At 71.1% G+C, this 24414-nt stretch carries 14 protein-coding genes and 1 pseudogene; 4 read left to right on the forward strand and 11 right to left on the reverse strand.

Going from position 1 to position 24414, the window contains the following annotated elements:
- Positions 1-103: 103 nt before the first annotated feature.
- Positions 104-1237, reverse strand: a complete 1134-nt coding sequence (locus ACZ7MG_RS05670; RefSeq protein ID WP_471393996.1) for a hypothetical protein — start codon at positions 1235-1237, stop codon at positions 104-106.
- Between the two features lie 345 nt (positions 1238-1582).
- Positions 1583-1918, reverse strand: coding sequence for a hypothetical protein (locus ACZ7MG_RS05675; protein ID WP_471393993.1), 336 nt, complete (start codon positions 1916-1918; stop codon positions 1583-1585).
- Positions 1919-2269: 351 nt separating this feature from the next.
- Between ACZ7MG_RS05675 and ACZ7MG_RS05680 the strand changes: the two genes are divergently transcribed.
- Positions 2270-4417 carry a HEAT repeat domain-containing protein gene (locus ACZ7MG_RS05680; RefSeq protein ID WP_471393991.1) on the forward strand — a complete coding sequence of 716 codons (2148 nt, stop codon included), beginning with the start codon at positions 2270-2272 and terminating at the stop codon, positions 4415-4417.
- On the opposite strand, the gene ACZ7MG_RS05685 is transcribed toward ACZ7MG_RS05680, so the two are convergent.
- The 4 genes from ACZ7MG_RS05685 to ACZ7MG_RS05700 all read right to left on the reverse strand — a co-directional run bounded on the left by ACZ7MG_RS05685 (position 4341) and on the right by ACZ7MG_RS05700 (position 10804).
- Positions 4341-4799 carry a PIN domain-containing protein gene (locus tag ACZ7MG_RS05685; RefSeq protein WP_471393988.1) on the reverse strand — a complete coding sequence of 153 codons (459 nt, stop codon included), beginning with the start codon at positions 4797-4799 and terminating at the stop codon, positions 4341-4343. The two genes, ACZ7MG_RS05680 and ACZ7MG_RS05685, sit on opposite strands and share 77 nt — an antisense overlap.
- Positions 4800-4874: 75 nt before the next feature.
- Entirely contained in the window at positions 4875-5612 is a 738-nt protein-coding gene (locus ACZ7MG_RS05690; protein ID WP_471393986.1) for a thioesterase II family protein, read from the reverse strand.
- Positions 5609-7477: a non-ribosomal peptide synthetase gene (locus ACZ7MG_RS05695; protein ID WP_471393983.1), complete on the reverse strand. Its 1869-nt coding sequence runs from the start codon at positions 7475-7477 to the stop codon at positions 5609-5611. The genes ACZ7MG_RS05690 and ACZ7MG_RS05695 overlap by 4 nt, the downstream gene beginning before the upstream one ends.
- Before the next feature lie 204 nt (positions 7478-7681).
- Entirely contained in the window at positions 7682-10804 is a 3123-nt protein-coding gene (locus tag ACZ7MG_RS05700) for a type I polyketide synthase (protein ID WP_471393981.1), read from the reverse strand.
- Positions 10805-10996: 192 nt separating this feature from the next.
- Between ACZ7MG_RS05700 and ACZ7MG_RS05705 the strand changes: the two genes are divergently transcribed.
- Together ACZ7MG_RS05705 and ACZ7MG_RS05710 are read left to right on the forward strand one after the other, a co-directional pair.
- Positions 10997-14113, forward strand: a complete 3117-nt coding sequence (locus ACZ7MG_RS05705) for an amino acid adenylation domain-containing protein (protein WP_471394301.1) — start codon at positions 10997-10999, stop codon at positions 14111-14113.
- Positions 14110-15330, forward strand: a complete 1221-nt coding sequence (locus ACZ7MG_RS05710; protein ID WP_471393979.1) for a cytochrome P450 — start codon at positions 14110-14112, stop codon at positions 15328-15330. The genes ACZ7MG_RS05705 and ACZ7MG_RS05710 overlap by 4 nt, the downstream gene beginning before the upstream one ends.
- Positions 15331-15332: 2 nt before the next feature.
- Here ACZ7MG_RS05710 and ACZ7MG_RS05715 read toward each other — a convergent pair whose 3' ends face one another.
- From ACZ7MG_RS05715 to ACZ7MG_RS05735, 5 genes and pseudogenes are all read right to left on the reverse strand, one after another.
- On the reverse strand, positions 15333-16577 hold the full coding sequence (locus ACZ7MG_RS05715; protein WP_471393977.1) for an MFS transporter: 1245 nt from the start codon (positions 16575-16577) through the stop codon (positions 15333-15335).
- A 159-nt stretch (positions 16578-16736) separates the two neighbouring features.
- Positions 16737-19355: a DUF6185 family protein gene (locus tag ACZ7MG_RS05720; RefSeq protein ID WP_471393975.1), complete on the reverse strand. Its 2619-nt coding sequence runs from the start codon at positions 19353-19355 to the stop codon at positions 16737-16739.
- Positions 19356-19607: 252 nt separating this feature from the next.
- Positions 19608-21617 (reverse strand): prolyl oligopeptidase family serine peptidase, encoded by a 2010-nt coding sequence (locus tag ACZ7MG_RS05725; protein WP_471393972.1) that lies wholly within the window; start codon positions 21615-21617, stop codon positions 19608-19610.
- Between the two features lie 180 nt (positions 21618-21797).
- Positions 21798-22499, reverse strand: coding sequence for a hypothetical protein (locus ACZ7MG_RS05730; RefSeq protein WP_471393970.1), 702 nt, complete (start codon positions 22497-22499; stop codon positions 21798-21800).
- A 553-nt stretch (positions 22500-23052) separates the two neighbouring features.
- A pseudogene (locus ACZ7MG_RS05735) lies at positions 23053-23151 on the reverse strand (mycothiol transferase); the annotation flags it as partial.
- 287 nt (positions 23152-23438) lie between these two features.
- On the opposite strand from ACZ7MG_RS05735, the gene ACZ7MG_RS05740 reads away from it, so the two are divergent.
- Positions 23439-24410, forward strand: coding sequence for a hypothetical protein (locus ACZ7MG_RS05740; RefSeq protein WP_471393968.1), 972 nt, complete (start codon positions 23439-23441; stop codon positions 24408-24410).
- The last annotated feature ends 4 nt before the right edge of the window (positions 24411-24414 follow it).

A 24414-nucleotide genomic window follows, 5' to 3' on the forward strand; every position in this document is an offset into this window, starting at 1 on the left:
CTTCCGTGAGACTTTCGGCCGTCCGGCGTCTCGGTGAAGCCTGGACACTCGAGAGCCAGCCACGAAGTCGATGTGACCAGGTGCCGTAGCTCGATGCCGCGAATCAGAGGCGGTACTGGTGGCTCTTCCTCGCCAGCGCCCACACGTAGTACCACTTGTCCTGGCGAAGAGAGTGCCGGCCGTTCTCGGCCGCCGCCTGGATGATCCCCCAGACGCCACCAGCTCCCGCGGCCCCCAGAACTGCCAACGCCGATTGAAACGCCGGGCCGTACACCGCGACCAGCGCGGCACCCACCGTGCCGACTCCCGCTCCGGTCACGGCGACGGCCCGCTTCCTGCGCGCCAAACTCAACTGAGTCTGGATCCCCCGGATCTCGTCCTCGATCCGAAGCCCGATCATGGTCAGCTCCCGTTCGGACTGCACGGCGTTGAGCGCGTCATCCAGCTCCAGGAACGTCTGGCGCAGGAAACCCCGGAACCCCGCGTACGAGGCGAATTCGTGGACCGTCAGCTGACTGAAGTCCCGAAGGCTCACACCATCGACGAACGGCAGGTCGAACCGCAGCACCGGCCGCACGACCTGGCTCTTCACCGGCCCAGCGTCGTATTCCTCGATGACTTTTCCACTGCGGATGAGAAAGTCGAGTGCACTCGGAACGAGCCGCTCATTGTCCTCGCCCCCGGAAGCGCCGGCGTCGTTCAGGAGAGTCCAGCTCTCTTGCCTGTCGACCGAATAGGTCGGCAGATACCAGGCGAGACCAGCCTTGAGCAGCGGTTCGATGTCGAGGATCCAGCGCCCCAGACTCTCCAGATCCGGGCAGTGCATGGCGAGGTTTTCCGAGGTGTTGGTGACCATGGTCCCCATCTCCGCTGCGAAAGGGTCGGCCATGGGGCCACTTCCCGGATCCTGACCCTCTCTCCTCCTGGTCAGTCCTGCAACGGTATGCCGCGGGAAGTCCTGGCCGTGCGCCAGCAGGAGGGAGTCGGCAACCAGAACGCCGCGTTTGGTGAGACGGGTGAGATCTCCGTCGCCGACGCCTAGACCGATGTGGAAGGCCGAACTGGAGAACCTCTTCTCGTCCACCAGCTTCCGCTTGCGGCTGTCGAAGAGGAACGCGCCGTAGGCCTGGCCCACCAACCGGGAAGACTTACGGTCCTCCGCCGTCAACTCGCTGAAGAAAGCGGTCATATGTTTCGCGACCGTCGCATTCTGAACGGTCTTCTTGCGCCCGAGCACGCCGAAAAGCTACCGGCTGCCCGACCTCGACGGGCGCTACTGGGTCGGATGTGACACATGCGATACCCAAGCACACACCGGCAAGGCGGCAGCGCGGCGCGAGGAAGTCCCGGCCGACGTACACCAGTCGACGCTTGCCGTGGAGATGAGAGACCTTCACTGTGGAGGGCGACGGTGACAACTACCGTGCCTCGGCTGAATGTTGCTGAGCGCACGCCGGCTTCCTCCGCCAGGATCCCGGCGCTGTGACCGCCGGGCTGACTCCACTCTGGAGCTCCGGGGGCGTCGAAGGGCACGTGAACCGGGTGAAAACGCTCAAGAGGGCTATGTAGGGTCACGCTCGCCTCATGCGACGAGTCTGGTGGCAAAGGCCGCTATCAGGGTGTCCGCCCTCAGCAGCAGCGCAGGGTTGGAAGTTCCCGCCACGCGGACAGAAACCTCATCGCCACCCACGGCCTTGGCAAGGTGCACTTGAAGGTGATGGTCCGATCCGACGAGTGGATAGCTGTACCAGCGATCCGGGTGCCTGTCATCGGTGGCCTCAAGGCCGAGTTCGACCGCCTGCCAGTCGGCGCCATCGAAGTCATAGCCGGCGTAACGCGCCAAGAGAGCCAAGAAGGGCTGGACGTTCTCGTTCCAGATCCAGCCGTCTACCGTGCGTTCTCGGTCGCTCTCCGGCATCCGGCCAGAGTGCCACATGCGGCACGTTCGCTCCCTGCCATCTGTTCGTTCACGGAATTGCGGACAGAGCCGCTTTTTCAGAGAGCGTCATCAACAGGTGGCCGGTGTGCGCTCCTGTCGGCCTGCCTGAGCGTTCGGGTTTTCGTCCTGAGTGTCGTCTCGGAGCCCGATAGCCAGGAAGGTGACAGCGAGTAGTCCGGTGGCGGTGGCCATGAGCATCATGGCGGTGAGAGTGCCAGTGACAGGGATGGCCTGGGCCGGGTCCAGCAGGACGTCGGTCAGTGCCGAGCCATGGTCACCGGAACCCGCGTTTCAGCATCAATGTCAGTGCCGCCTGGCATGGTTCGGATCATGTTCGAGGGACTTGATGACATCGACTGGGCTTCGATGGAGCACGCGTACGGTACCGCCGAGGAGGTACCGGCACTGCTGCGGGCGCTGCGCTCCCCGCACACCGGGGAGCGCCGCACGGCTCTCGACCGCTTCTACGGCGCGGTCCATCATCAGGGCAGCGTCTACCCCTCGACCGCGGCCAGTGTGCCCTTCCTGTTCGAGCTGGCCGCTGATGACACCACGCCGGAGCGGGCCGCTGTCGTCGCGCTGCTGGTCAGCATTGGCCGGGAGTCCCTGGAGCGGGGTTTTGAGGACGACGGCACCGAGATCGAGTACTACCCGCCGATGGGCTGCGGGCAGGCCGTCTCCTTCCTGCGGATGCGGGGTGCGCAGTTCGCCGAACTCGCCCGCGACCCCCACCCGGACGTGCGCCTGGCCGCGATCGGCGGGCTCGGACTGTTCCTCGACGACGCCGGCCGGGCCGCCGCCGTGCTGCGTGAACGGCTGGCCGCCGAGCAGGGCGTCGCGGCGCGGCTGCGCATCGTTGAGGCGGCCGCCACCCTGGCACTGCGTCGGCCGGCGGCCTCGCACCAGGTGAGGGGCTGGCTCTCCGAGCTCGCCGCCGACCCGGCCCAGGGCCCGGTGACCCGGCTCGCGGCCGTGGTCCAGCGGGCCCGCTGCGCCCCGGACGAGATCGGTGAGGACACTGTGCCGGTCGCCGTCGGCCTGCTGCGCGAGACCGCCCACGCCGTACCCGTGCGGCCGATCGCACCGGCTGCGAGCCCTCCGGCGGCGCCCACGGGCGCAGTTGCGCCCCAGATCGTCGCCGCCTTCGAGGATCTCGACCGGCGCACGCGCGTGTACGCACCGACCACCGCCCTGCTGCGTACGTTCCACGAAGCCCTGGGAGCCCGGGTCCCCGAGCGCACCGCGGTGCTGGCCGAGCAGCTGAGCAGCTCCGACCCCGGCACGTGCCTGGACGCGGTCCGGATGAGCGGCGAGCTGATGCGCACCTGGTTGCGCGGGGACCACACCCGGCTCCTGCTGCTGGTCGCCGGCAGGCTCACCTCGGCCGACCTGGAGATCGCCGCCGAAGCTGCGGCCGTCCTGGCCTCCTGCCATCCGATCGGCGCCCCGTCCCGGGAGGCACTCGCCGCGCACATCGAGGCCCAAGACGCGGCGCACGGCCCGCACGTATGGGCGGCCCCTCATGTGTCGCTGCGCAGAAGCCACCAGGAGGCTGTCCTGGCCCTGGCGCGCCTGGGCGACGAACGCGCGCTGCCGAGTCTGCTGGCCGCGCTGGACAGTGACGTCGATGCCTGGCGTGCGATCCAGGTCGCAGGGCATCTGCCGCAGGCGGCGGACCAGTTGGCGCCCCGGCTCCGCGGCCACCTGCACCGGCTCGACCTCTCCCAGCAGTGCAACTCGATGAGCGCCGACGCGATCCTGACCGCCCTGGCCGCCCTCGGTGATCCGGCCTCGGTTCCTGCGCTTGTGGACACGCTCGGCACTGCGGTGCGCCATGGGCAGCACGGCGTCACGCGATCAGCCCTGAAGGCCCTGGAGGCGTTCGGCCCGGCGGCAGCCGGCGCGCGCGAGACGATCCGGTCGCTGACCTGCGCCACCGACGCGCATGTACGGCCCGCCGCCGTCGCCGCGCTGTGGGCCACCGGCGCTGACCTGGCCGAGGTCATGCCGCTCCTGCTGAGCCTCCTCGACGACCCGATCACCTTCCGGATCACTGAGGCCGCTGATCTGCTCGGCGAGATCGGCCCGCCCGCCTCCGTCGCACGGCCGCGCCTGCGAAGCCTGCTGACGCACGACTACGCATGGGTCCGGGTGCATTGCGCGGCCGCGCTCTGGGAGATCGCCGGCGAGGCTGAGGCACCGCCCGTCGTGGACGCCCTGCTGCAGGCCATGGCCCAGAATCCCGCCACGGCCAACCACGTCGTGAACTGCCTGGACCGCATGGGACCCCTCGCGGCACCGGCCCTGCCCCTCCTCCGCGAGCAGATGGCTCAGCCCCGGCGCGGCGGCAGGTTCCAGAGCATCGACCACGACGAGGAACTCCAGCGGGTCAGCCGTACCCTCATCGCCCGCCTCGATCCCCAGACGCCGGCCGGCCCGCCCACCTCGCCCTCGACGACGCGCCCTGGCAGCCCCTGACCCGGGCCGGCGCCGAGCACACCCCCACGCGCCCCGGGCACAGCAGAAACCGTCCAGCCGGGTGGGCGGCTGAGGGCCTGGCGGCGTGGATGGCGTGGACGGCGGCCCAGGAGTGCCCGAAGCGCAGCAGTTCGGTCGCGGTGACCGCGGCGTCGGTGTCGAAGGCCTCGATCCGGATGAACCGTAGCCCCTTGATGCAGCCGAGCAGGCCGGGCCGCCGCTCCGCGTCACCGGCCGTCAGCGACAGCACCGGCGCGTACAGCTCGCCGAGCCCGCCGGAGGCCTGGACGTAGAGCGCGGCGACCGCCTCGTTGAACGGGTCCTTCGGGTCGTACAGTGCCCCGGCGGCGGTGTGGTCCCAAACGACCGCGATCGCCGCCACTTACGCGGCAGCCCGCGGCCCGTGCGAGGCAGCACCTTGGAATCTCGTAGGAATTGCCGTAATCGGTCCCGCAATTCAGTGGGTGTCGTGCCGTGGGTCCGAGAGGGCCTTGCGCAGCACCGCGTACGGCGGGTCGGCGATGAGGTAGAAGTGATCGCCCAAGACACCCACCTCCCGGACGGGCGAGGTGCTCAACGCACTCCACGGACGACGGTCCGCGTCGTCGTCCCGGTCGCCGACGATCGTGGTGACCGGACAGGTGAGCAACGGCTCGGGAAGCATGACGTAGTCGTGGAACATCCGGCCGTCGGCGATCAGATAGGGCAGGACCACCTCCCGGAAGATCGGGTCGGCCGCCATCTCCGCGTCGGTGCCGCCCATCCTGACCAGATCGTCGAGCAGCCGGTCGGGGTCCTCCTCGGCGACGAGTCCGGTGGGCAGCGGAGCGTCACGCGAGCCCGAGGCGAAGAGGTGCTCGATGTGGATGTTCCGGCGTTGCAGCGCGCGGGCCGTCTCCAGGGCGATGGGCGCGCCCAGGCTGTGCCCGAAGAAGGCGAGCGGGCGATCCGCGAGCGGTTCGAGGGCGTCGGCGATGTCACCGGCGAGCCGGACGAGGTCGTGCGCAGGCTCCTCGTCGAACCGGTTGGCGCGCCCCGGGTACTGCACGGCGTGCACTTCCGCCTCGGTCAGCGCACCGCCCCAGCCGCGGTAGAACGAGGCCGACCCGCCGGCGTGCGGGAAGCACACCAGACGGATCCGCGCTTCCGGCCGCGCGGTGTCGCACATCAGCGGGCGTGAGAGGTCGGCGGTCACGGGCGGACCCCCTTGCGGGCGCGCTGCTGGCGAAGCCTGGCCGTACGGGCCCGGCGGGCGGCCTCGGCGGAGGACCCGGCCGCCGCGTCCTCCCCCTGTTCGCGGCCGGCGCGGATGAGCGCGGCCTGTGCTGTCACGGTGGTCTCCTGGAAGAGGTCGACGATCGACGGCCGCAGGCCGCAGTGCTGCTCCAGTGCGTCCTGCAGCTTGAACATGGCCAGCGAATGACCGCCGAGATCGAAGAAGTTGACGTCCGGCGGCACGGTGGGGGTGCCGAGGACCTCCGCCCAAGCGGCGGTCACCTGGGCGGTGAGCGGATCGCCGGAGACGGGCGCGGCCGGGGCCCGGTCGGTGGGTGACTCGGCGGCGAGCGGCTCTGCGGCGAGTGTCCGCAGCAGCGCGCGGTCGAGTTTGCCGTTGAGGTTGCGCGGCAGCTCCGGCAGTACCCGCAGTTCGCGGGGGACCATCACGGCGGGCAACTCGTGTGTGAGGGCGCGCCGCAGCGCGACCGGGTCCGCGCCCTGCAGCGAGGCGACGAAGCCGATGAGGCCCGTACCTCGTGCGTCGGGCAGTACGACCGCCTCCTGGACGCCGTCCAGGAGGCGGAGCGCCGACTCGACCGCACCGGGCTCCACCCGGTGGCCCCGGACCTTGATCTGGTCGTCCACGCGGCCGACGAAGTCCAGCCCGTGTGCGGCGTTCCCGCGCACGAGGTCACCGGTGCGGTACATGCGCGCGCCCGGCTCGTCGGCGAACGGGTCGTCGAGGAAGACCGCCGCCGTGGCCTCGGGCCGGCCGAAGTAGCCACGGGCCACCCCGGACCCGCCGATGAACAACTCCCCTTCCGCACCCGGGGGTACGGGCCGGAGTGCGTCGTCGAGGACATACAGCCGGGCCCCGGGGATCGGCCCGCCGATGCCGACCGGTGCGACACCGGTGAAGCGGCGGAAGGTGGCCCACACGGTCGTCTCGGTCGGGCCGTACTCGTTGACGAGGTCCACCCCGGGGGAGTGGACCGCGAAGTGCCTCTCGACCAGGGACTGCGGCAGGGCCTCTCCCGCCACGATCACCTGCCGAAGGCAGGCCAGGCCACCGGCTCCGGTACGTTCGGCGGCGTCGAGCAGCAGCCCGTACAGCGCGGGCACGCACAGGACGCGGTCCACCCGGTGGCGGCGGACGAGGGAGACCAGCCGCTCGGGGTCGCGCACCTCGTCCTCGGCCGCGACGACCAGGTAGCCGCCCGCCTGCAGCGTCCCCCATATCCCGGCGACCGACGAGTCGAAGGCCAGCGGTGACACCAGGAGAGAGGTCGGACTTCCCGGATAGGTCATGAGCCGCGCCCGGGTCGAGGCGGCGAGGTTCCGGTGCTCCACGACGACGCCCTTGGGCTCACCGGTGCTGCCCGAGGTGTAGATGAGGTAGGCCGGGTCCGTCGGACCGACCCCGGCGGCGAAGGATCCGGGGGCGCCTTCGGCGGCAAAGGATCCGGGGAGCCCTCCGGGTTCCTCGTCGGGGACGTCCGCGACCGTGACGACGGGCACCCGGGAGACGGCGGTCGTCCGCCGCCCCGTACGTGCCGTCGCCACGACGGCCTTCACCCGGGCGTCGTGCAGGATCGCGGCGAGACGGGTGTCCGGCTGGGCCGGGTCGACGGGCACATAGGCGGCGCCCGCGCCGAGGATGCCCAGCACGGACGCGATCATCGTGACCGAGGGTTCGGCGACGAGCGCGACCCGGTCACCGGCACCCGCCCCGGCGGCGGCCAGTCGGTGGGACAACCGCCGGGACCAGCCGATCAGTTCGCCGTAGGTGACCTCGGTGTCACCGCACCGCACGGCGGCCTGCGCCGGCCGGTCGGCGGCCACGCGGGCCACCGCTTCGTGCGCGGGAACGAACGGGACATTCGGCAGTGGTTCGCCGATCGCATTCATGTGGTGCGCTACAGACAACAGAGAAACTCCCCCGTGCAATAAGCGGAATTGGGTGATCCGTGTTGTGGGGGGCGGTCGAATTGTGTTCGCCCCGCCCCTGGCCGGGAAGGTGATCGGGAAGGTGCTTAGGGAAGGTGATTAGCGGTCGGATTCGTCCTGGATTCGGTGAACCACCGCGATATGGCCGTTCAGTGTCCGCCGGGCCAGCATCTCGCGCACGGGGACACGGATCTCGAACTCGTTGTTCACCCTGCGGATGAGCCGGGTGATCAGCAGGGAGTCACCGCCTTCGGCGAAGAAGTCGGCGTCCGCCGGGAAAACGTCCCGGCCGAGCAGCTCCGCCCAGATCCGGGTCACTCCTTCCGCCGCGCCGACGGGCGCCGGGGGTCCGGGTTCCGGCGCCTCCATCGGTTGTCCCGGTGCTCCGGTCGGCGGCTGCGGTGGCTGCTGAGGCGCGGTGGCCGGGGTGTCCTCGGCCGGGGCGAGCGCTTCCGGGGCCACCGAACGCGGCCCCGAGAAGGGATAGCCGGGCAGCCGTGCCCTGCGGCCCCCGCCGGTCAGCCCGACCGCCGCGATCGGCTCACCCAGGGCCCACAGCGCGCCCACCCCGGCGAGCGCCGTCGACGCCGGTGTGTCCCTGGCCCGGTCCAGGGCGACCACGGGGAATCCGGCGGCCTCGGCCGACGGAGACAGGGGGCGCCCCGGACCGATCTCCACGGCCAGGGCACCGGGGAGGTGTTCGATCAGTGAGTCGAGGGCGGCGCCGAACAGCACGGACCGTCTGACCTGCGTGACGAACGTGTCGGGCGGGAGGACCGTACCCGCCGCGACGACCCGGCCCGACTCGTTGAGCGCGATCGGAAGGGCCGACGGCCGCAGTCCGATCCCCGACATCGCCCGGGTGAGCGCGGGCAGCGCGGGTTCGATCAGCCGGGAGTGTCCGGCGTGGGAGTAGCGCAGACGCCGTACGAAGCAGGTGTCGCCGACGCGCCGCAGGTACGCGTCGACCTGTTCGGCGGGCCCTCCCAGCACACAGGAGTCCGGTCCGTTGACCGCGGCCACGTCGAGGTCGAGCCCCCACTCCTCGGCGAGTGCGAGCGCCTGTTTCACGTCCGTCCCGAGGGCCAGCATCGCGCCTTCCGGGCAGTCCTGCATGGCCCGGCCGCGCGCGGTGATGAACGCCGCCGCGTCCTCCAGACCGAAGACGCCGGCGACCGTGGCGGCGGTGATCTCACCGGAACTGTGTCCGCAGACCGCGGCGGGCCGCACCCCCAGCTCCATCAGCGCCCTCGCCGCCGCGTGGCCGACGGCGAAGAGCGCCGGCTGGGCCAGGGCGGGCCGGTTCAGCTCGTCGGCGGGGAAGCCCGGGTCGTACACGGCCTGCCTGATCCGCGCGGACAACGGGGCGGCGAAGGCCGCGAGGCACCGGTCGAGTGCCGCGCGGAACCCGGGGAGGCCGGTGAAGGGCTCGGCCATTCCGGGGCGTTGGGCGCCGCCGCCGGGGAAGAGGAGGACCACCGGGGCGGGGCCCGTCACCGGCACACTGCCCCGGGAGGTCCCGGACCGGGTGGCGAGGCGATCGGCGACCTCGGCGCTCGTGCGACCTGTGACGGCCAGACGTTCGCCCAGGGCCGGGCGCCCGTTGACCAGCGTGCCGCAGATCTCGCCGAGATCCGGATCCCGCTCCGCGAGATGACCGGCCAGTTCGTCCACCAGGCGTTCGAGTGCCGCAGGATCGGCCGCCGACAACAGCACGAGCCGCTCACACGGTTCGTGCGCCGTTCCGGCCTCGGCACGGCCCCTGCCGTGAGGTGTCACGACCCCGGCACCGGCCGACCCACGCGGGTCCGTCGCCTCCCCGGGGGCGCCCGGCACCCGCACCGGCACCGGCACCGGCACCCGCCCGGCCTCGCCAGCGGCCGATCCGCGCGGGCGCACCACCCCTGGCGCGGTCGGCGTGCGCGGCGGCGGCTGCTCGATCACGACGTGGGCGTTGGTGCCGCCGATACCGAACGCGCTCACCCCGGCGCGACGCGGGCCCTCGCCGGTCCACGGCACGGCCTCGGTGGGTATGTACAGCGGGCAGTCCCCCATCTCCAACAGGGGGTTGGGCTCGGTGAACCCCGCGACGGGCGGGATCACACCGCTGCGCACCACGAGCAGGGCCCTGATCAGCGCGGCGACTCCCGCGGCGGCGTCGAGGTGGCCGACGCTTGCCTTCAGCGCGCCCACCGCCACACTGCCCGGCCGGGCTCCGCCCGCGCGCAGCGCGGCCCCGGCCGCCGTCCACTCGATCGGGTCCCCGATCCGGGTGCCCGTGCCGTGGGCCTCCAGAAAGCCGAGGGAGTCGCCGTCGACCTCGGCCGCGTCCAGTGCCGCGCCGATGACCCGCTGCTGTCCCGCCGAGGAGGGCGCGTAGTAACCGGCCTTCGCGTGCCCGTCGTTGTTGATCGCGCTGCCCAGGATCACACCGTACGGCTCGGGATCGTCGTCGGTGACGTCCGACAGCCGCCGCAGCACCACGGCACCCGCGCCCGACCCGGCGATCACCCCGTCCGCGTGCCGGTCGAAGGGACGGCAGGCCCCCGTCGCGGACAGCACGCCTCCCGGCTGGTGCAGATGGCCCGCCTGGGGGTAGCCGAAGCCGGCTCCCACCACCAGGGCCTGGTCGCAGTCACCGCCGAGCAGCGCCTGCACCGCCAGGTGCACGGCCACGAGGGAGGAGGAGCAGGCCGTCTGCACGGCGAAGGCGGGCCCGGTCAGGCCGAGTCTGTAGGCCACGCGGCTCGCCATGAAGTCCGGCTCGGTCCCGTGGATCACGTCGTCCAGCAGGCCGGGATCGAGATTGCCGCCACGGACCATCGCGCGCATGTAGCCGCTGCCCGTCATCGACGCGTAGACGCTGGTCACCAGCGTGTCGTCCCGGGGCGGAATCCCCGCGTCCGCGAGGGCGTTGTGGGCCACCTCCAGCATCCAGCGATGCTGCGGGTCCATCAGTTCCGCCTCGCGACCGCGGATCTGGAAGAAGTCGTGGTCGAAGCGGTCCCAGTCGTCGAGATGACCGCGTACGGGCACGTAGTCCGGGTCGGAGGCCAACGCGACGGGCACACCGGCCGCGAGCAACTCCTCTCGCGTGTATCTCCGGCTGTGCACACTGCCCCGGAGTTGCGAGTCCCACCACTCGTCGATTTTCCGGGGGCCCGGTAACCGTGCCGCCATACCGGTGACCGCGATGTCCAGGGAACGATCCCGACTCGTCACAACGTCCCCCATCATGCCGTTGGAAATCGGATATTCCATCAGATGCTGCGCCGGTGCCGTGTCGCCCCGTGATCATATTCATGATGCAGACAGTCTCAACCCTTTTTTGGGAAAAGGAGGTTGGCAGGAAACGATCAGACATGACAACGTCGTACGCTCCTGATTGCGAAGGGAGCCGACGAGTTGCAGTCGATGGAATCACCGGGGGAAGGACTGCACGATGTCTTCGCCGCACAGGCGGCCGCCGCGCCGCATCGCATAGCCCTCATTGCTGGAAACAGCCGGCTCTCCTACGGTGAATTGGACGCCCGCGCCGAGCGATGGGCCGACCGGCTCGCCGCCGCCGGTGTCGGTGTCGGTGTCGGGCAGGGTCATCTCGTGCCGATCCTGATGCCACGCTCCGTGGACCTGGTCGTCGCCCTGCTCGCCGTTCTCAAATGCGGAGCCGCCTACGCGTTGCTCGATCCCGAGTGGCCGCCCACCCGTCTCGACACCGTGGTCGCACAGCTCCGCCCGCCTCTCGTGGTCGCCCGACCGGGCACGGAGGCACGGCTGTCCGCACCGCTGTGGGACCCGTCCGACCACAGCCCGCAGCAGAGCCCCGCGCCACGCGCCGCCGTGACGGTACGCGACTCCGACGCGTGCTGTGTGTTCTTCACGTCCGGCACCACGGGACGGCCCAAGGCAGTGGTGACCCCGCACCGGGCCACGGCCCGGCTCTTCCGGCCCGGCACCTTCGCACGCTTCGACCGCGACACGGTCGTCCCGCTCGCGGCGGCGCTGCCGTGGGACGCGTTCTCCCTCGAACTGTGGGCCGCGCTCCACAACGGCGGAACCTGTGTCCTGATCGACGAGCCTTTCCTGACGGCCGAGTCCCTGCGCGCGTCGGTCACCGACCACGGAGTGAACACGGTGTGGCTGACCAGCAGCCTGTTCAACCTGATCGTCGACGAGGACCTGTCCGCGCTGAGCGGTCTGTCGCAGCTGATGATCGGCGGCGAACGCCTCTCCGCCCGCCACGTCGGCCGCTTCCTCGACCGCTTCCCCGGCACGGCCCTCATCAACGGCTACGGTCCGGTCGAGAGCACGGTGTTCACCACCACCCACCGCGTCACCGTCACGGACTGCGCCCGCCCGAACGGCATCCCGCTCGGGCGCGCGGTGCCGGGCACCTCCGTCTTCGTCCTCGACGGCGACCGCCCCTGCGCTGATGGGGAGCCGGGGGAGATCTGCGTCGCGGGCGACGGCCTGGCCCACGGCTACCACGGTGAACCGGCCCTCACGGCCGAGAAGTTCACGGACGTCGACATCGTCGGAGAGCGGGTCCGGCTGTACCGCACCGGAGACCTGGGAGTCCGCGACGAGAACGGGATCATCGAGTTCCTCGGCCGTCTCGACCGGCAGGTCAAGGTCCGCGGCAACCGGGTCGAACCGGCCGAGGTGGAACGGCAGATCGTCCGCCTGGTCCCCACCGTCACCGACTGCCGGGTGGTTGCACGCTGGAACGAACTCGGCGGCGCCTTCGAACTGGTCGCCTTCTGCGTACCGCACCGGATCACCGGAGCACAGCCGGTGCAGCATGTTCTCGCGGACGTGTCGGCGATGGTCGCCCGCCACCTGCCATCGCACCAACGTCCCGTCACCGTCGCCGTCGTGGACGCCTTCCCCCTGACCGGCACCGGCAAGCTGGACGACCGGGCCCTGCTGGCGAGCCTGCCCCAGGCACCGGACGAAACTCACCGGGGCGGGGACCCCGCCGACGACCCCGCCGACGACCCCGCCGACGGGACCGTCGACGACCCGCACATCCGCCTGGTGTCCGAGACGTTCGCCGCAGTCCTGGGCAGACACTCCGTGCCCCCGCTCGCCTCGCTCTTCGAGCTGGGCGGTTCCTCGCTCCAGGCCGCCCGCGTCTGCACCCGGATCGGGAAACGCACGGGACGGCCCGTTCCCCTGCCGGTCCTGTACGAGCACCCCTCGGCCGAACGCCTCGCCACCTGGCTGCGGTCGACGCCGGCCGCCGACGCCACCACGCCACCACCCAGCGGTGACATCCCCCGCATCCCCCTGACCCCCATGGAACTGGTCTTCCTCACCCGCCATCTGACGACGCCGCAGGACCTGTCCCAGTACTGCCTGATGACCTGGCACCTGGACGACGGGCTCGACCCGGACACCCTGGAGGCGGCCGTCGCCACCGTCCATGAGCGGCACGAGGCCTTGCGCACCGCCTTCCGCGTGGAGCCCCGGCCACATGCCGAGGTCACCGACATCTCCGCCCCGCCCCTGGAGCGGCTCGACGCCGCGGCGACCGTGGACGAGGCGGTCGCCGCGCTGCGGGCGCTCTTCGCGGAACCCCTCGAACCGCAGGACGCCGACCTGTGGCGCACCGCGCTGGTGCCGGTGACCGACCGGGGCGGCTGGCTCTTCGGACTCCTCGTCCACCACATCGTCTTCGACGGACGGTCCGAATCCGTCCTGGCACGCGACCTGTCGGACGCCTACGCCGGACGCGATCCGGGCCCCGTCCCGCCGACCCTGGCCGAACGGACGGCGCTGACGGCACGGACGGCGGCGGCCACCGCCGTGACGGACCCGGCGGCACGAACGGCGCGGGCACGGCAGGAGTTCCAGGACGTACCCGAGCTCCGCTGGCCCGAACCGGCCGGCCCCGGCGGGAGCGGCACACGACACCTCACCCGGTCCGTACCCGCCACCCTCACGGCGAGGCTCGACGCGTGGGGCGCGGCCCTCGGGGCGAGCCGGTTCGTGGTGCTCCTGTCGGCCTGGGCCGACACGCTGGCCGAGATCTGCGGGCAGCGGGACTTCGCCGTGGGCGTCCCCGTCGCCGAGCGCACCCTCCCGGAGCTCGACCATGCTGTCGGCTGCCTGATCGACATGGTGCCGGTGCGCCTGCGCGGCGCGGCCGTGGCCGGCGGCGCGGACGGCATCCGGGAGACCGCCAGACTGGTCCACCAGGCCTTCGGCCGGGGCGCCGTCCCCTTCACGGCCGTCGCCGAGGGCGCCGCGACGACGCCGGGCCGACCGCCGGTGTTCCAGACCCTCTTCGCCCTCCAGGACAACCCTCCACCCCGGCTCGACCTCCCCGGCGTCCTCTCCACACATCTGCGCCGGCCGTACCCGGCCCTGCCGTTGGAACTGCACCTGGAGGTGTGGCCGGACCAGGACGGCACCCTCGACGTGGTGCTGTCCCACCGACGGGAGGCCGTCGCCGAGACCACCGCCAGGAAACTGCTCGACGGCTTCCACGGCCGTCTCGCCCCGCTCGCGACGGGAGCCCCCTCATGACCGTGGTGACCACCGACCCCGCCGGTGTCCTCGACCCGGAACTGCACGCGACCGGCGAGGTGCACGAGCTGTGGCGCTGGATGAGACGGCACACACCGGTCCACTGGCACGAACCGGGCGACCTGCCGGGCTTCTGGTCGCTCACCCGGTACGAGGACATCCGGGACGTGTACCAGAACCCGGCCCTCTTCAGCTCCGAGCAGGGCGTCCTGCTCCGTGCGACGGAACTGGGGGAGGACCCCGGCAGCGGCCTCACCATGGCCCTCACCGACCCGCCCCGGCACCGCGCCCTGCGCGGTCAGCTCGCCGACCGGTTCACCGAGCGCTGCGCCCGCTCCCTGGCGGGCGAACTGCGCGCCGAGATCCGCTCGGTGGTGACGCGCGCCGTTGCGTCGGGCACCTGCGACGTCGTCCACGACATCGGCGCCCGGCTCTCCAGCCACAACATCGGCAGACTGCTGGGTGTGCCGCCACGGGACCGGGAACAGCTGCTGACCTGGACCACGGAGGCGTTCGCCGCCGGCAAGCCGCTCACCAGCCACCTCCCGCTGATGCGGTACTTCATCGAGCTGATGTACGCGCGGATGGAGGAGCCCGCCGACGACGCGATGGGCATGTTCGTCAACAACGAGGTCCAGGGCGAGCTGTTGACCGAGACCGAGATCCTGCTGGGCGTGGAGAACCTCGTCGGAGCGTCGGAGAACGCCGGCCTGTCGATGGCCGCCGGGATCCTCGCCCTCGCCGCGCATCCACGGCAGTGGGAGCGACTGGTCCCCGAGCGCGAGCGGGAGCGGGAGCGGGAACGGCGGGACCGGGACGGCGGGTTCGTCAGGACCGCCGTGGAGGAGGTGCTGCGCTGGACGAGCAGTGCCACCCACAGCATGCGAACGGCCGTCGCGGACACGGAACTCGGGGGCCGGCGGATCGCCGCCGGCGACCGTGTCGTGCTGTGGATCCCCTCGGCCAACCGGGACGAGTCGGTGTTCGCGGACCCGGACCGGTTCGACCTCGGCCGGCAGCCCAACCGCCATCTCGCCCTGGGCGCGGGCGAACACGTCTGCATCGGCAGCACCATGGCCCGCCACCAGACCCGCATGCTCCTGGAGACCCTCACGGAACAGGTCACCGTCATCGAGCCGGCCGGAGACACGGAACCGCTGCGTTCGATCACGGTCAACGGCCCGGCCCACGCCACCGTGCGCCTGACCGCCCGCTGAGGTCACACAGACCCCGCGGCCGACGCGCTCTCCGCCGGGCCGGACTCCGTCGGGCGAGCACACCGCCGCCGCTCCGCCCAGCGCACGGCGGACGGCGCGGCCAGCCCCGTCAGGGCGAACAGACCCCCGACGACGTACCAGCCGGGGCGGCCCCAGCTGATGCAGAGCGAGATGATCACGGCCGGCCCGAGGGCGTCGGCCAGCCCCGCGCCCAGGCCGAACACGCCCAGGTACTCGCCGGTGGCGTGCTGCGGGGAGAGAGCGAAGGACACCTCGAAGCCCGCGGCGGAGTACCACAGTTCACCGATCGTGTGGATCACCGCCGCCGTGACGAGCAGGGCCCCGGCGGCCCACGCCGGAATACCCGCCGCCAGCGAGATCAGCGAACAGGAGACGAGAAAGGCCACGCCCGCCCGGCGGTAGGCCTCACCGCCGGCCGCCGGGGAGACGATGCTGCGGCTCGCCCGCACCTGGAACACGATGACGATGACCGTGCTGGTGAGGATGGTGCCCGAGATGAGCCAGTGCGGGGCCGCGGTGGCACCGACGAGCCAGAGCGGGATACCCACGGTGAGCACCTTGAACTGCACGGCCATGACACCGTCCAGGGCGGTGAGCAGCAGATAGGGCCGGTCCCGCAGGGCCCCCCAACGGGGACCGCCGACAGCGGGGAGCGGCGCGACCGGGGGGAGGAGCACCAGGACCACCGCGGAGAACACGAACGCGACCGCGTTGCCGACGACCATCAACTGGTACGCGGTCAGCGTACCCACCTGCACCACCCAGCCCGCCAGCACGGCACCGAGCGAGATACCGAGATTGGTCACCGCCCGCAGATAGGCGCGGAACTCCTGCGGCCGGTCCCCTCCGTAATGTCTGATGAGCGGGGAACGGGCGGCCGTACCCGCCGTCTTCGCCCCCGCCGCCGCGCAGACCGCGAGTACGAACGGCCAGAAACTGTCCGCCAGTACGAAGGCGGCCGTCGCCGAGGCCTGCACGGTGAGGGTGACCGCGTAGACACCGCGCGCGCCGAACCCGTCCGCCAGATGACCCACCGTCACACCCAGGGCCAGCGCGACCAGACCCGCCAGACCGAGACCGAGCCCCACCTGCTCCGCCGGAAGGCGCACCGCCTGCGTGAAGTACAGCACTCCGGCGGTCAGATAGAGCCCGCTGCCGATGGTGTAGACGAAGTTCGAGGCCGCGAGCACACGTTGCGGCCGGGTGTCCGGGATCAGGCGGGGCACGGCGGAACTCCACATCACGCTCGACGAGTAGGGGCCCCGCAAGCTTTGTTGCGCAGTACCTGCCAAATCAAGACCACGGCTCCCGCCCACGTCGCCCATGTCGCCCACGTCGACGAGACCCGGAGAGGATGTCGTCATGCAGAGGCTCGGCCCCCGCCGTCAGTCGTTCGACGCCGGCGGCGCTTCCCCGCCTGAAGGCACGGCGTCCGGCTCCACGAAGAACTGCCAGATGGTGATGATGGCGATGACCTGGCCGATGAGGTAGGCGATCTGGAGGGAGTAGTACCGCATCTGGTAGATGGACAGCAGCAGCCCCAACCGGCTCTGCCAGTAACGCCGTTCACCGGAGAAAGTGTCCAGGTCGAGCGCGATCGCGGTGATGCTGAGCACGAAGAGCATGGTCGCGACGTAGAGTGCCACGTTGGCCGAGCTCTCACCCAGCAGCCGGGCCACGAGGACGTCGAGGCCCACGGGCAACGCGAAGGCCACGGCGACGGGGAGCGCCTTGACCGCGCCGCGACGACCGGGCAGTACGCGCCACAGCGCGCCCAGGACGAGACCGGCCCCGGCGAACGTGGCCGTCCAGGAGACGAGCGTGCTCAGCAGACCGGCGAAGCCGAGCAGATCGGCGAGGGTGTTCTGCCAGCCCTCGCCCCGTATCCACTGGGACCAGGTGTTGAGGACGGCGGCCGGTACCCCGGGCACGAGAGCGAAGCGGGCACCGCGGACACCGTTGCCCCACCAGTCGTCCCGGGGCCCCAGAGCCAGCACGGCGTCCACCACAGACACCTTGGCGGGCAACCGGTCGGGGGCGGCATCGGGTGCGCTGTTCACCCGCCAGTTGTGCAGCTTGCTCAGCCGTCGTTCCAGCGCGTCGCGTCTGGGTGGCACGTCACCGAAGAGACCCTGGTCAAGACGGCGCAGCTCGGCGTGGACCTCACGGTACGAACGGGCCTTGGCCAGCAGCCGCCCACGGGCAACCGGCCCGGCCACCGTCCACAGCGGCCGTCCGGAGATCTCGAAGGGCTGGGCCAGGACCGAACGGTGGGCGAGGAGCGCCGTGACCCCGTAGAGGGCCAGCATGTAAAGGGGTGTCCAGAGGAACTCCAGCAGCGCGTTGTCGATGTGGTTCTGGGGGTCCAGTCCGACGACGAGAGGGAAGAAGGCGAGCAGCGCGATCCGGTCCGCCGAGTCGTGCAACGGGGAGACGGCGGCGGAGTCGTGGCGGGTACGGAGCACGGCGATCACGGCCAGGCCCGTCAGCCACCAGCCGTGCTCGGTCACCAACCAGTCCTCGACGTAGGAGACGGACCACATCGCCTCCCAGATGAAGTCCCACCGGTGCTCCGCCCCGAACTCATGGTTCGCCCGGTCCATCAGCCAGCCGGCCCGTTGCCAGTTGCGTTCCTCCACCAGCGCGAAGCACCCGGCCATCGCGAGCGTGACCACGAGGACCGTCGGCCCGGCGACACGAAGCCGGAACCGTCGGTCCCGGCCAGGGAAGCGGCGGCTCCTCGGCAGCAACTGCCCCTCGACGGCCAGCCGCCAGGCCGCCGCGGCGAAGGCCAGCAGGAGGAGAGCGACAAGGCTGAAGGAGACGGCGACATGCCGGGCGATCGCCCGCTCCAGGTCGACGTAGCCGTCCCCGGCGACGGCCTCGCTCACTCCTGTCGCCGTGTCCACGCCGTAGAAGACGATCGCGGCCAGCGGCGCCAACGCCACGAAACCAGCCGACAACCACACCCGGCGTGACGCACGGGCTACGGCGAACAGCACGACAACGGACGCCAACGCGACCGTGTGCTCGACGACCAATTGCAGGCCGAAGCCCGGCTGGCCCAGCACATGATGCACGATCACTTCCGTCAGGCCGTCCGCGGCGGCGAGCACGGACAGGGCGATGGCGGCCATCGCCCATGTCCTGAGATTGCCCAGGGGCCGGTGGGAAGCGTTCGGTACGCCGGGGTGCCGGCGGTAGCGCCGGACCGCCGTCAGCAGCAGGAACCCCATGGTGGAGGACCAGAGCACGGTGCCGAGGAAGTCCAGCCCCACGGCGGTCGGATGGCCGTTCCACACCACCCAGGAACGCTGCCAGGGCGGCCGGAGCACGGCGGTCACGGCCAGTTGCTCGGGCAGTCCGTCCGCCGTCAGGCGCTTCTGGTCCACCTTTCCTGGGCGCCACACCAGGGCAGTGGTCCCGTCGCCCGCGCTGGGCTCGGGCTCCGCCCGTTCGACGCCGGGCCGTCCGGGATCCACGGTGATCTCGTCCCACCTGGCATGCAGCAAGGTAGCCGGCGGAGCCAACGAAATCTCCCACTCGTCCACTCCGGTAGGCGCGACCCGCCACAGCCCCACGGCTGTAAGCCCCCGGTGGTCGTCGATCCAGCCGTGCGCCGCATACACGACATGGACCCAGCCGCCCTTGGACGTGACGACCGGGTTCCCGGTCCGCTGCTCGTGCCAGTTCGGGTCGTTCCGGTCGACGCCGGTGAGACAGGCCATGGCCGTCGCATACGATCGGCTGTCCTCGCTGAGCAGCAGATCCCGCGCCGGCGGCCACGTGCGGGGAAGGTCGACCGTCAGCTCTGTCACGATCTTGGTGTACGTCGTGTCGTCGTGCTCCAACCGCACCGACGTGCGCACCTCGGCCCTCGCCGCCCCGGCGCTCCAGCACTCCGCATCGGCCACCCGCTCCGCCGCTCGCGCCGGCCCCGGAACGGCCTGCACGCATATCAGGCCGGCCAACACCACCAGAACCCACGCGACCGCACGGCTCATCACCAGACACGTCCTTCCGACGACCCACTCCCGCAACCCCGGGACGCCGCCCCCGACAGCGGGACTCCCGCCCCGGGCCCCCGGACCCGCCGGCCTCTCCCGAAGACCGTTGCTCGATAGCATCGTTGAGAATTCACTCTCCTCAGAGCCCCATGGAGCCCCATGGAGCCTCATGTCGCATGCCGTCCCGCTTCGTCCGCGGTCCGTTCGGCCTTACCCGGGGATCGGCGAAGTCCGCCGGACCCAGCCCGGTCACAGCAGGCCGGGCTTGTGCCATTCGGCGCCGAGGACGTGATGGTCGAGGAAGTTGAGGAACGTCTCGTACCACAGGCGGGTGTGGTTCGGCCTGAGGACCCAGTGGTTCTCGTCCGGGAAGTAGAGGTACTTCGCGGGGACTTGGTGCCGCTGCAGTTCCTGGAAGAGCGCGGCGCCCTGCCCGACGGGCACGCGGTAGTCCTTCGCGCCGTGGATGACCAGCATCGGGGTACGGATCTTCGCGACGTCCAGGTGCGGCGAGTCGGCCTCGTACCGCTCGGGGCGGGTCAGCGGGTCGCCGAAGATCCGCTGGAAGTACCAGGGCACGTCGGTGTCGCCCTGAAACATCCGCAGGTCCCACAGACCCGCATGGCTGATGATCGCCTTGAACCGGTCCGTGCTGGTGGCGACCCGGTTCGCCATGTAGCCGCCGTACGAGCCGCCGGCGAGCGCGGTACGTGAGGCATCGATGTCGTCCCGGGCCTCGGTCGCGTCGGTCAGCGCGATCACATCCGTGTAGGGGCGCCCGCCCCACTGCCCCCAGCCGCGCCGGTGGTTGATCTGCCCGTAGCCGGTCGACAGGGCCGGATCCGGCAGCAGCACCGCATAGCCGCGTGCGGCGAACGGCCACGGGTTCCACCGCCACGTCCAGCCGTTCCAGCTGAACTGCGGTCCGCCGTGGACGGCGACGAGCAGCGGAGCGGGCTGCTCGGCGGAGGCTCCCTCGGGCAGCACGAGCCAGCCGCGCAGCACGAACCCGTCGTCCGCCTCCGCGTGCACCTCGGTGAGCGTGCCGGGCAGCGCCCCGACGCCACCCGGGGCGGGCAGCCCGGCCGGAGTCTGGTCGACGACGTCGGCGTCGATCCGGACGGGCGCCGGTGGCGCGTCGACCGCGTGGCGCAGGGCGTAGAGCGTCCGCCCGTCGGGGGCCACGGTCAGCGAGCCGTACGCACCCGAAGCGGTGAGACGTACGACGCCGCCGTCCGGGTCGCGCCGGAAGACGGGCGCGTGCCCCTGCTCGTCGGACGTGAAGAAGAGCGTGTCGTCCACCGGTGAACAGGCCACACCGCCAGGCCAGTTGTCGAACCCGGGCAGTAGGTCCCGCACCGTGCCGTCGGCCAGGTCGATGCGGACGAGAGTCGCTTCCCAGGGGTCGTCGTACGTCGGGTAGCGCATCCGGCAGCACACCACGGCCGAGCCGTCGTGTGTGAACCGCGGTGCCTCGTAGAGGTGCTCCGGATCACCGACGACGTGGATCTCCGCACCGCTCACCGCGTCGGCCACCACCACGGCGGTGCGATGCTCGTCCGGGACCCGCCCGGCCACGAAACGGCGGTACGCGACCCGTGTGCCGTCCGGCGACAACGCCGCGTCCCCCGGATCCTCCAGACCGACCCCCTGCCCACCGGCGACGACCGGCTCCGCGTCGGCGCCGGCACGGACGAAGGTGTGCGGCTCCGCCGGGCCGAGGTCGTGGTCCCAGGCGCGGGTCGGCCCGGCCTCGTACAGGATCGCGGTGACCTTCGCGTCCTTTCGCGACGCGCGCAGCTTGCCGTGCGCCTCCGCGTCGGCGGCACCCGGCAGCAGTCCCGCGGTGTGGCACAGCGCGCCCGAGTCCCGGGCGACGGTGACCGCGGCGATCCCACCTGGGTGGCGGGCCACGACGACGGCCTCCCCGCGCGGCGGCAGCGCCCACAGCGCGGGGCCCTCGTCCTCGTCACCGTCCGCGGCGGCGCGTCCGGACAGGAAGTACAGGGTTCCGTCCGGACCGAAAACCGGCCCCGACTCACCTTTGTCGGACCGGGTCAGCCGCAGCGCGTCGCGCGCCCCGGTCGGATCGATCTCCCACAGACCGGACACGAACCTCGTCCCTTCCCCGGACAGCGACTGCACCGCGGCGACGAGACGCGTGCCATCGACGGACAGAGCAAGGGAGTTGACGCGGGGGCAGTCGACGAGGGCGGACAGGTCACGGAAGGTGGACGGGCCACCGGAGGACTCGATCATGCGGGCGATTGTCGCCCGCGCGCACCGCGGACGGCCAGGGTGCCCGACGTAGAACTCCCGTCTGTGAGTGGCGTGTTTGGGTGTACGGCGACACCTGCCGCGCAGGTCACACTTCATGGAGGGGTGGTGCAGGTGCCCTCAGAGGCATCGACGTCGTGGGACGTCACGTCACCTCTGCAATCAGGGGGCCGTCACGGGCTCCTGGCTCTCTCGGCCGCCACCGTCCTCGACCCCTCCTCGCAGGCCCCACTCATCCAGACCGGAGTAGATCAACGCGGTGCGACCACGCGGGAAGGACAGGGCCTCGGCCTCCCCTGAATAGATCGCCACCAGTGAGTCGGCTCCTCGCCACCAGGTGTCGGCCAGTCCCAGCACTTCGTGCACTGGCTCGAACTCATCCAGCACAATGCCGTCGACCTCGTCTCCGGTGACCTTGACGATCTTCTCAGCCCACATGGACGCGTGGTGGGTCAGTGCGAGCGACTCGACCCAGCCCTCGACGGTGGCATGAAGGGGCGACCACTGACCTGCGTGAATACCGAACTCACCTGACGGCCCGATCATGAATGCGTAGGGAACCGCTGTCCGCTGCATACCCGCTTCGAACCACCACCCGTCGGACGCGGAGCCTTCGGGAGAATCCGCCGCGAAGTATCTCGGGCCGCCGTCGTACTTGGCTGCGGGTGGCAGGACCAGGCCGCCCCACCGCTGGTGAAAGGCCGCCATCCGGTCGACGACCGTCGCGGGGACGTCCCGCTCAAGCCACCACTGTCTGTGTTCCTCGACGGGCCGGACGTCGACCTTGACGCCGTGCGCGCCGACGAACGATCGAGCTCGTAGAGTCAGACCATCAGGCACATCGTTGAAGAGGTTGAGATTCACCAGCGTGACGCTACTGCCAGGTCTCAACCCCGACCACAGCCACGGAGCGGCGTCCGCACCGCACGTGCCCGTCCGTACCCAACAGGCACCGCATGCCGCGCTCAAGGCAGCAAAGTGCGGACCGCCGGGAAGCCGCGTACATGTGGCGGCGCGGCACTGCCTGCCACACACCCGGTACGTGCGGCCGGGCACATCAGGAAGAACGCAACGGGGATTTTCATGATTCGGTCGCTCCTACGACGTCGCCGGGCGGCCTCGGTCCTCCCGGTACCGGTCCCGGTCGCGTGCACGCCCGGCCGGCACACTGTGGCCACCCGGCACCTGCTGTTCCACACCCCGGTGACCAAGCTCGACGCGTTGGCGTACGGGCGGGCACGGCGACGGCGAACCTCGCGTCCCGCCGCGCCCTGGAACGCGCCAGCTTCGTCCCGGCCCCCGGCCCGGCCCGCCACACCCTGCCGGACGGACGTGAGCTGGACAGCGTCTGGTACCGGCACAGAGGGTGCAGACCTCACCCAGGTGGAGAACGGGGTGTGTTCCGGCCGGTGCTGCACTACTCGCCGGTGACACCGTCGGCGAGTTCGCGGACCACGTCGAGCTGGCCGACATGGCGGGCGTAGTCCTGCAGCATGTGGAACAGGATCCAGCCGAGGACGAAGGCCCGCACGGGAGCGCGGGCGCCGGAGCGGGTTCACCGCGAGAGGTCGGTCGCTTCTGCGACGCGACGAGCTGGGCGAACCTATTCATCACTGAGAGCGGCGACAAGATCATCCGCATGCGGCTCAGGGTCGGTGTGGAGGGCGCTGGCTCGGACATCTGCACGTGGGGCGACTGGCGCGACTGCCCCAGGGTTGAGAAGGGGTCGAGTACTCGCAGCCTTGGACATCCTCGTGGTCCAAGGCTGCGACCAGTACCCGGCTGAGGGAAGCCGCGATTGCCGTGAGCACCAGCAAGAGCAACGGGGCCGGCATGACCGTCACGGACCCCAACCATGGCTCCGAACGGGCGGCGGACTCCGACAGCGTCGCCTTCACGGCCGGCCATGGCACCGCCCCGTCCGTCATCGCCCAGCGAAGCGCCGCGCGGCACGCCGAGGACACGGAGGCGGCTGTCCAGCGCAGTACCGGTGACCGGGGCGCCGCCGATCCGGGCCGGGGCGCCGTCGTACAGCGGTCGGGACGCCGCCGGCGCAGGGACGAGACCGAGTCGGACATGGACCGCGTGGTCGGCGCGATCGAGGACCCCTCGGGCCGGTCGGCCTCCTACAAGGGCGGCGGGGAGTCGAAGAAGATCAACAAGTCGGACCCGGACATCCCCTGCTGGGACTGGGCCGTGCGGGCCGCCGCGGGGTCGGGCGGTCTCGACCGCGGGGACTACTGGTCCTACCTCACCGGCTGGGCGGAGGCGGGCGGCGTACCCGGGCTCGACGACCTGGCACCCGCGGTGCGGGAGCAACTGACGCAGGTGCGCGACGAGATGCAGGCCGCCGGGCTTCACTCGGGTCCCACCGGTGCCGACGTGGCGCAGGACGAGGCGACGATCCAGCCTCTGATGCAGCGCGCGGTCGAGGGCTTCGTGACGGCGCACGGCTTCCAGATCAAGCGGGACGATCCGGCCGCCTGGATCATGTGCCACTACAAGATGGACGGCACGGCCGGTACCCCCGAGCACTTCTGGGTCGAGATCAAGGCCCCGAGTGGCCGCGTGCTCGTTCAGACCGTCCCGGGCATGGACCACTTCGAGGCGGGCGGTACGGAGCTGCGCTGGAACGACCCGAACAGCACGCGGGGACGCCGACACGAGCACGACAGGTACGTGACCATCCAGGTACCGGTCGAAGCGCTGAAGGGTCGGCACACCGAGATCCTGATGGAACTGGTGAACCGGAACCAGCGCCCTCGGCAGCGCTAGGGGC

This window comes from Streptomyces sp. NPDC107538 (assembly GCF_055657445.1).

What these genes read in the sequence shown, in the direction of transcription:
- ACZ7MG_RS05710 (WP_471393979.1), top strand. Translation starts at nt 14,110, where the DNA reads ATGACCGTGGTGACCACCGACCCCGCCGGTGTCCTCGACCCGGAACTG.
- ACZ7MG_RS05725 (WP_471393972.1), bottom strand. Translation starts at nt 21,617, where the DNA reads ATGATCGAGTCCTCCGGTGGCCCGTCCACCTTCCGTGACCTGTCCGCC.
- ACZ7MG_RS05720 (WP_471393975.1), bottom strand. Translation starts at nt 19,355, where the DNA reads ATGAGCCGTGCGGTCGCGTGGGTTCTGGTGGTGTTGGCCGGCCTGATA.
- ACZ7MG_RS05680 (WP_471393991.1), top strand. Translation starts at nt 2,270, where the DNA reads ATGTTCGAGGGACTTGATGACATCGACTGGGCTTCGATGGAGCACGCG.
- ACZ7MG_RS05705 (WP_471394301.1), top strand. Translation starts at nt 10,997, where the DNA reads ATGGAATCACCGGGGGAAGGACTGCACGATGTCTTCGCCGCACAGGCG.
- ACZ7MG_RS05675 (WP_471393993.1), bottom strand. Translation starts at nt 1,918, where the DNA reads ATGCCGGAGAGCGACCGAGAACGCACGGTAGACGGCTGGATCTGGAAC.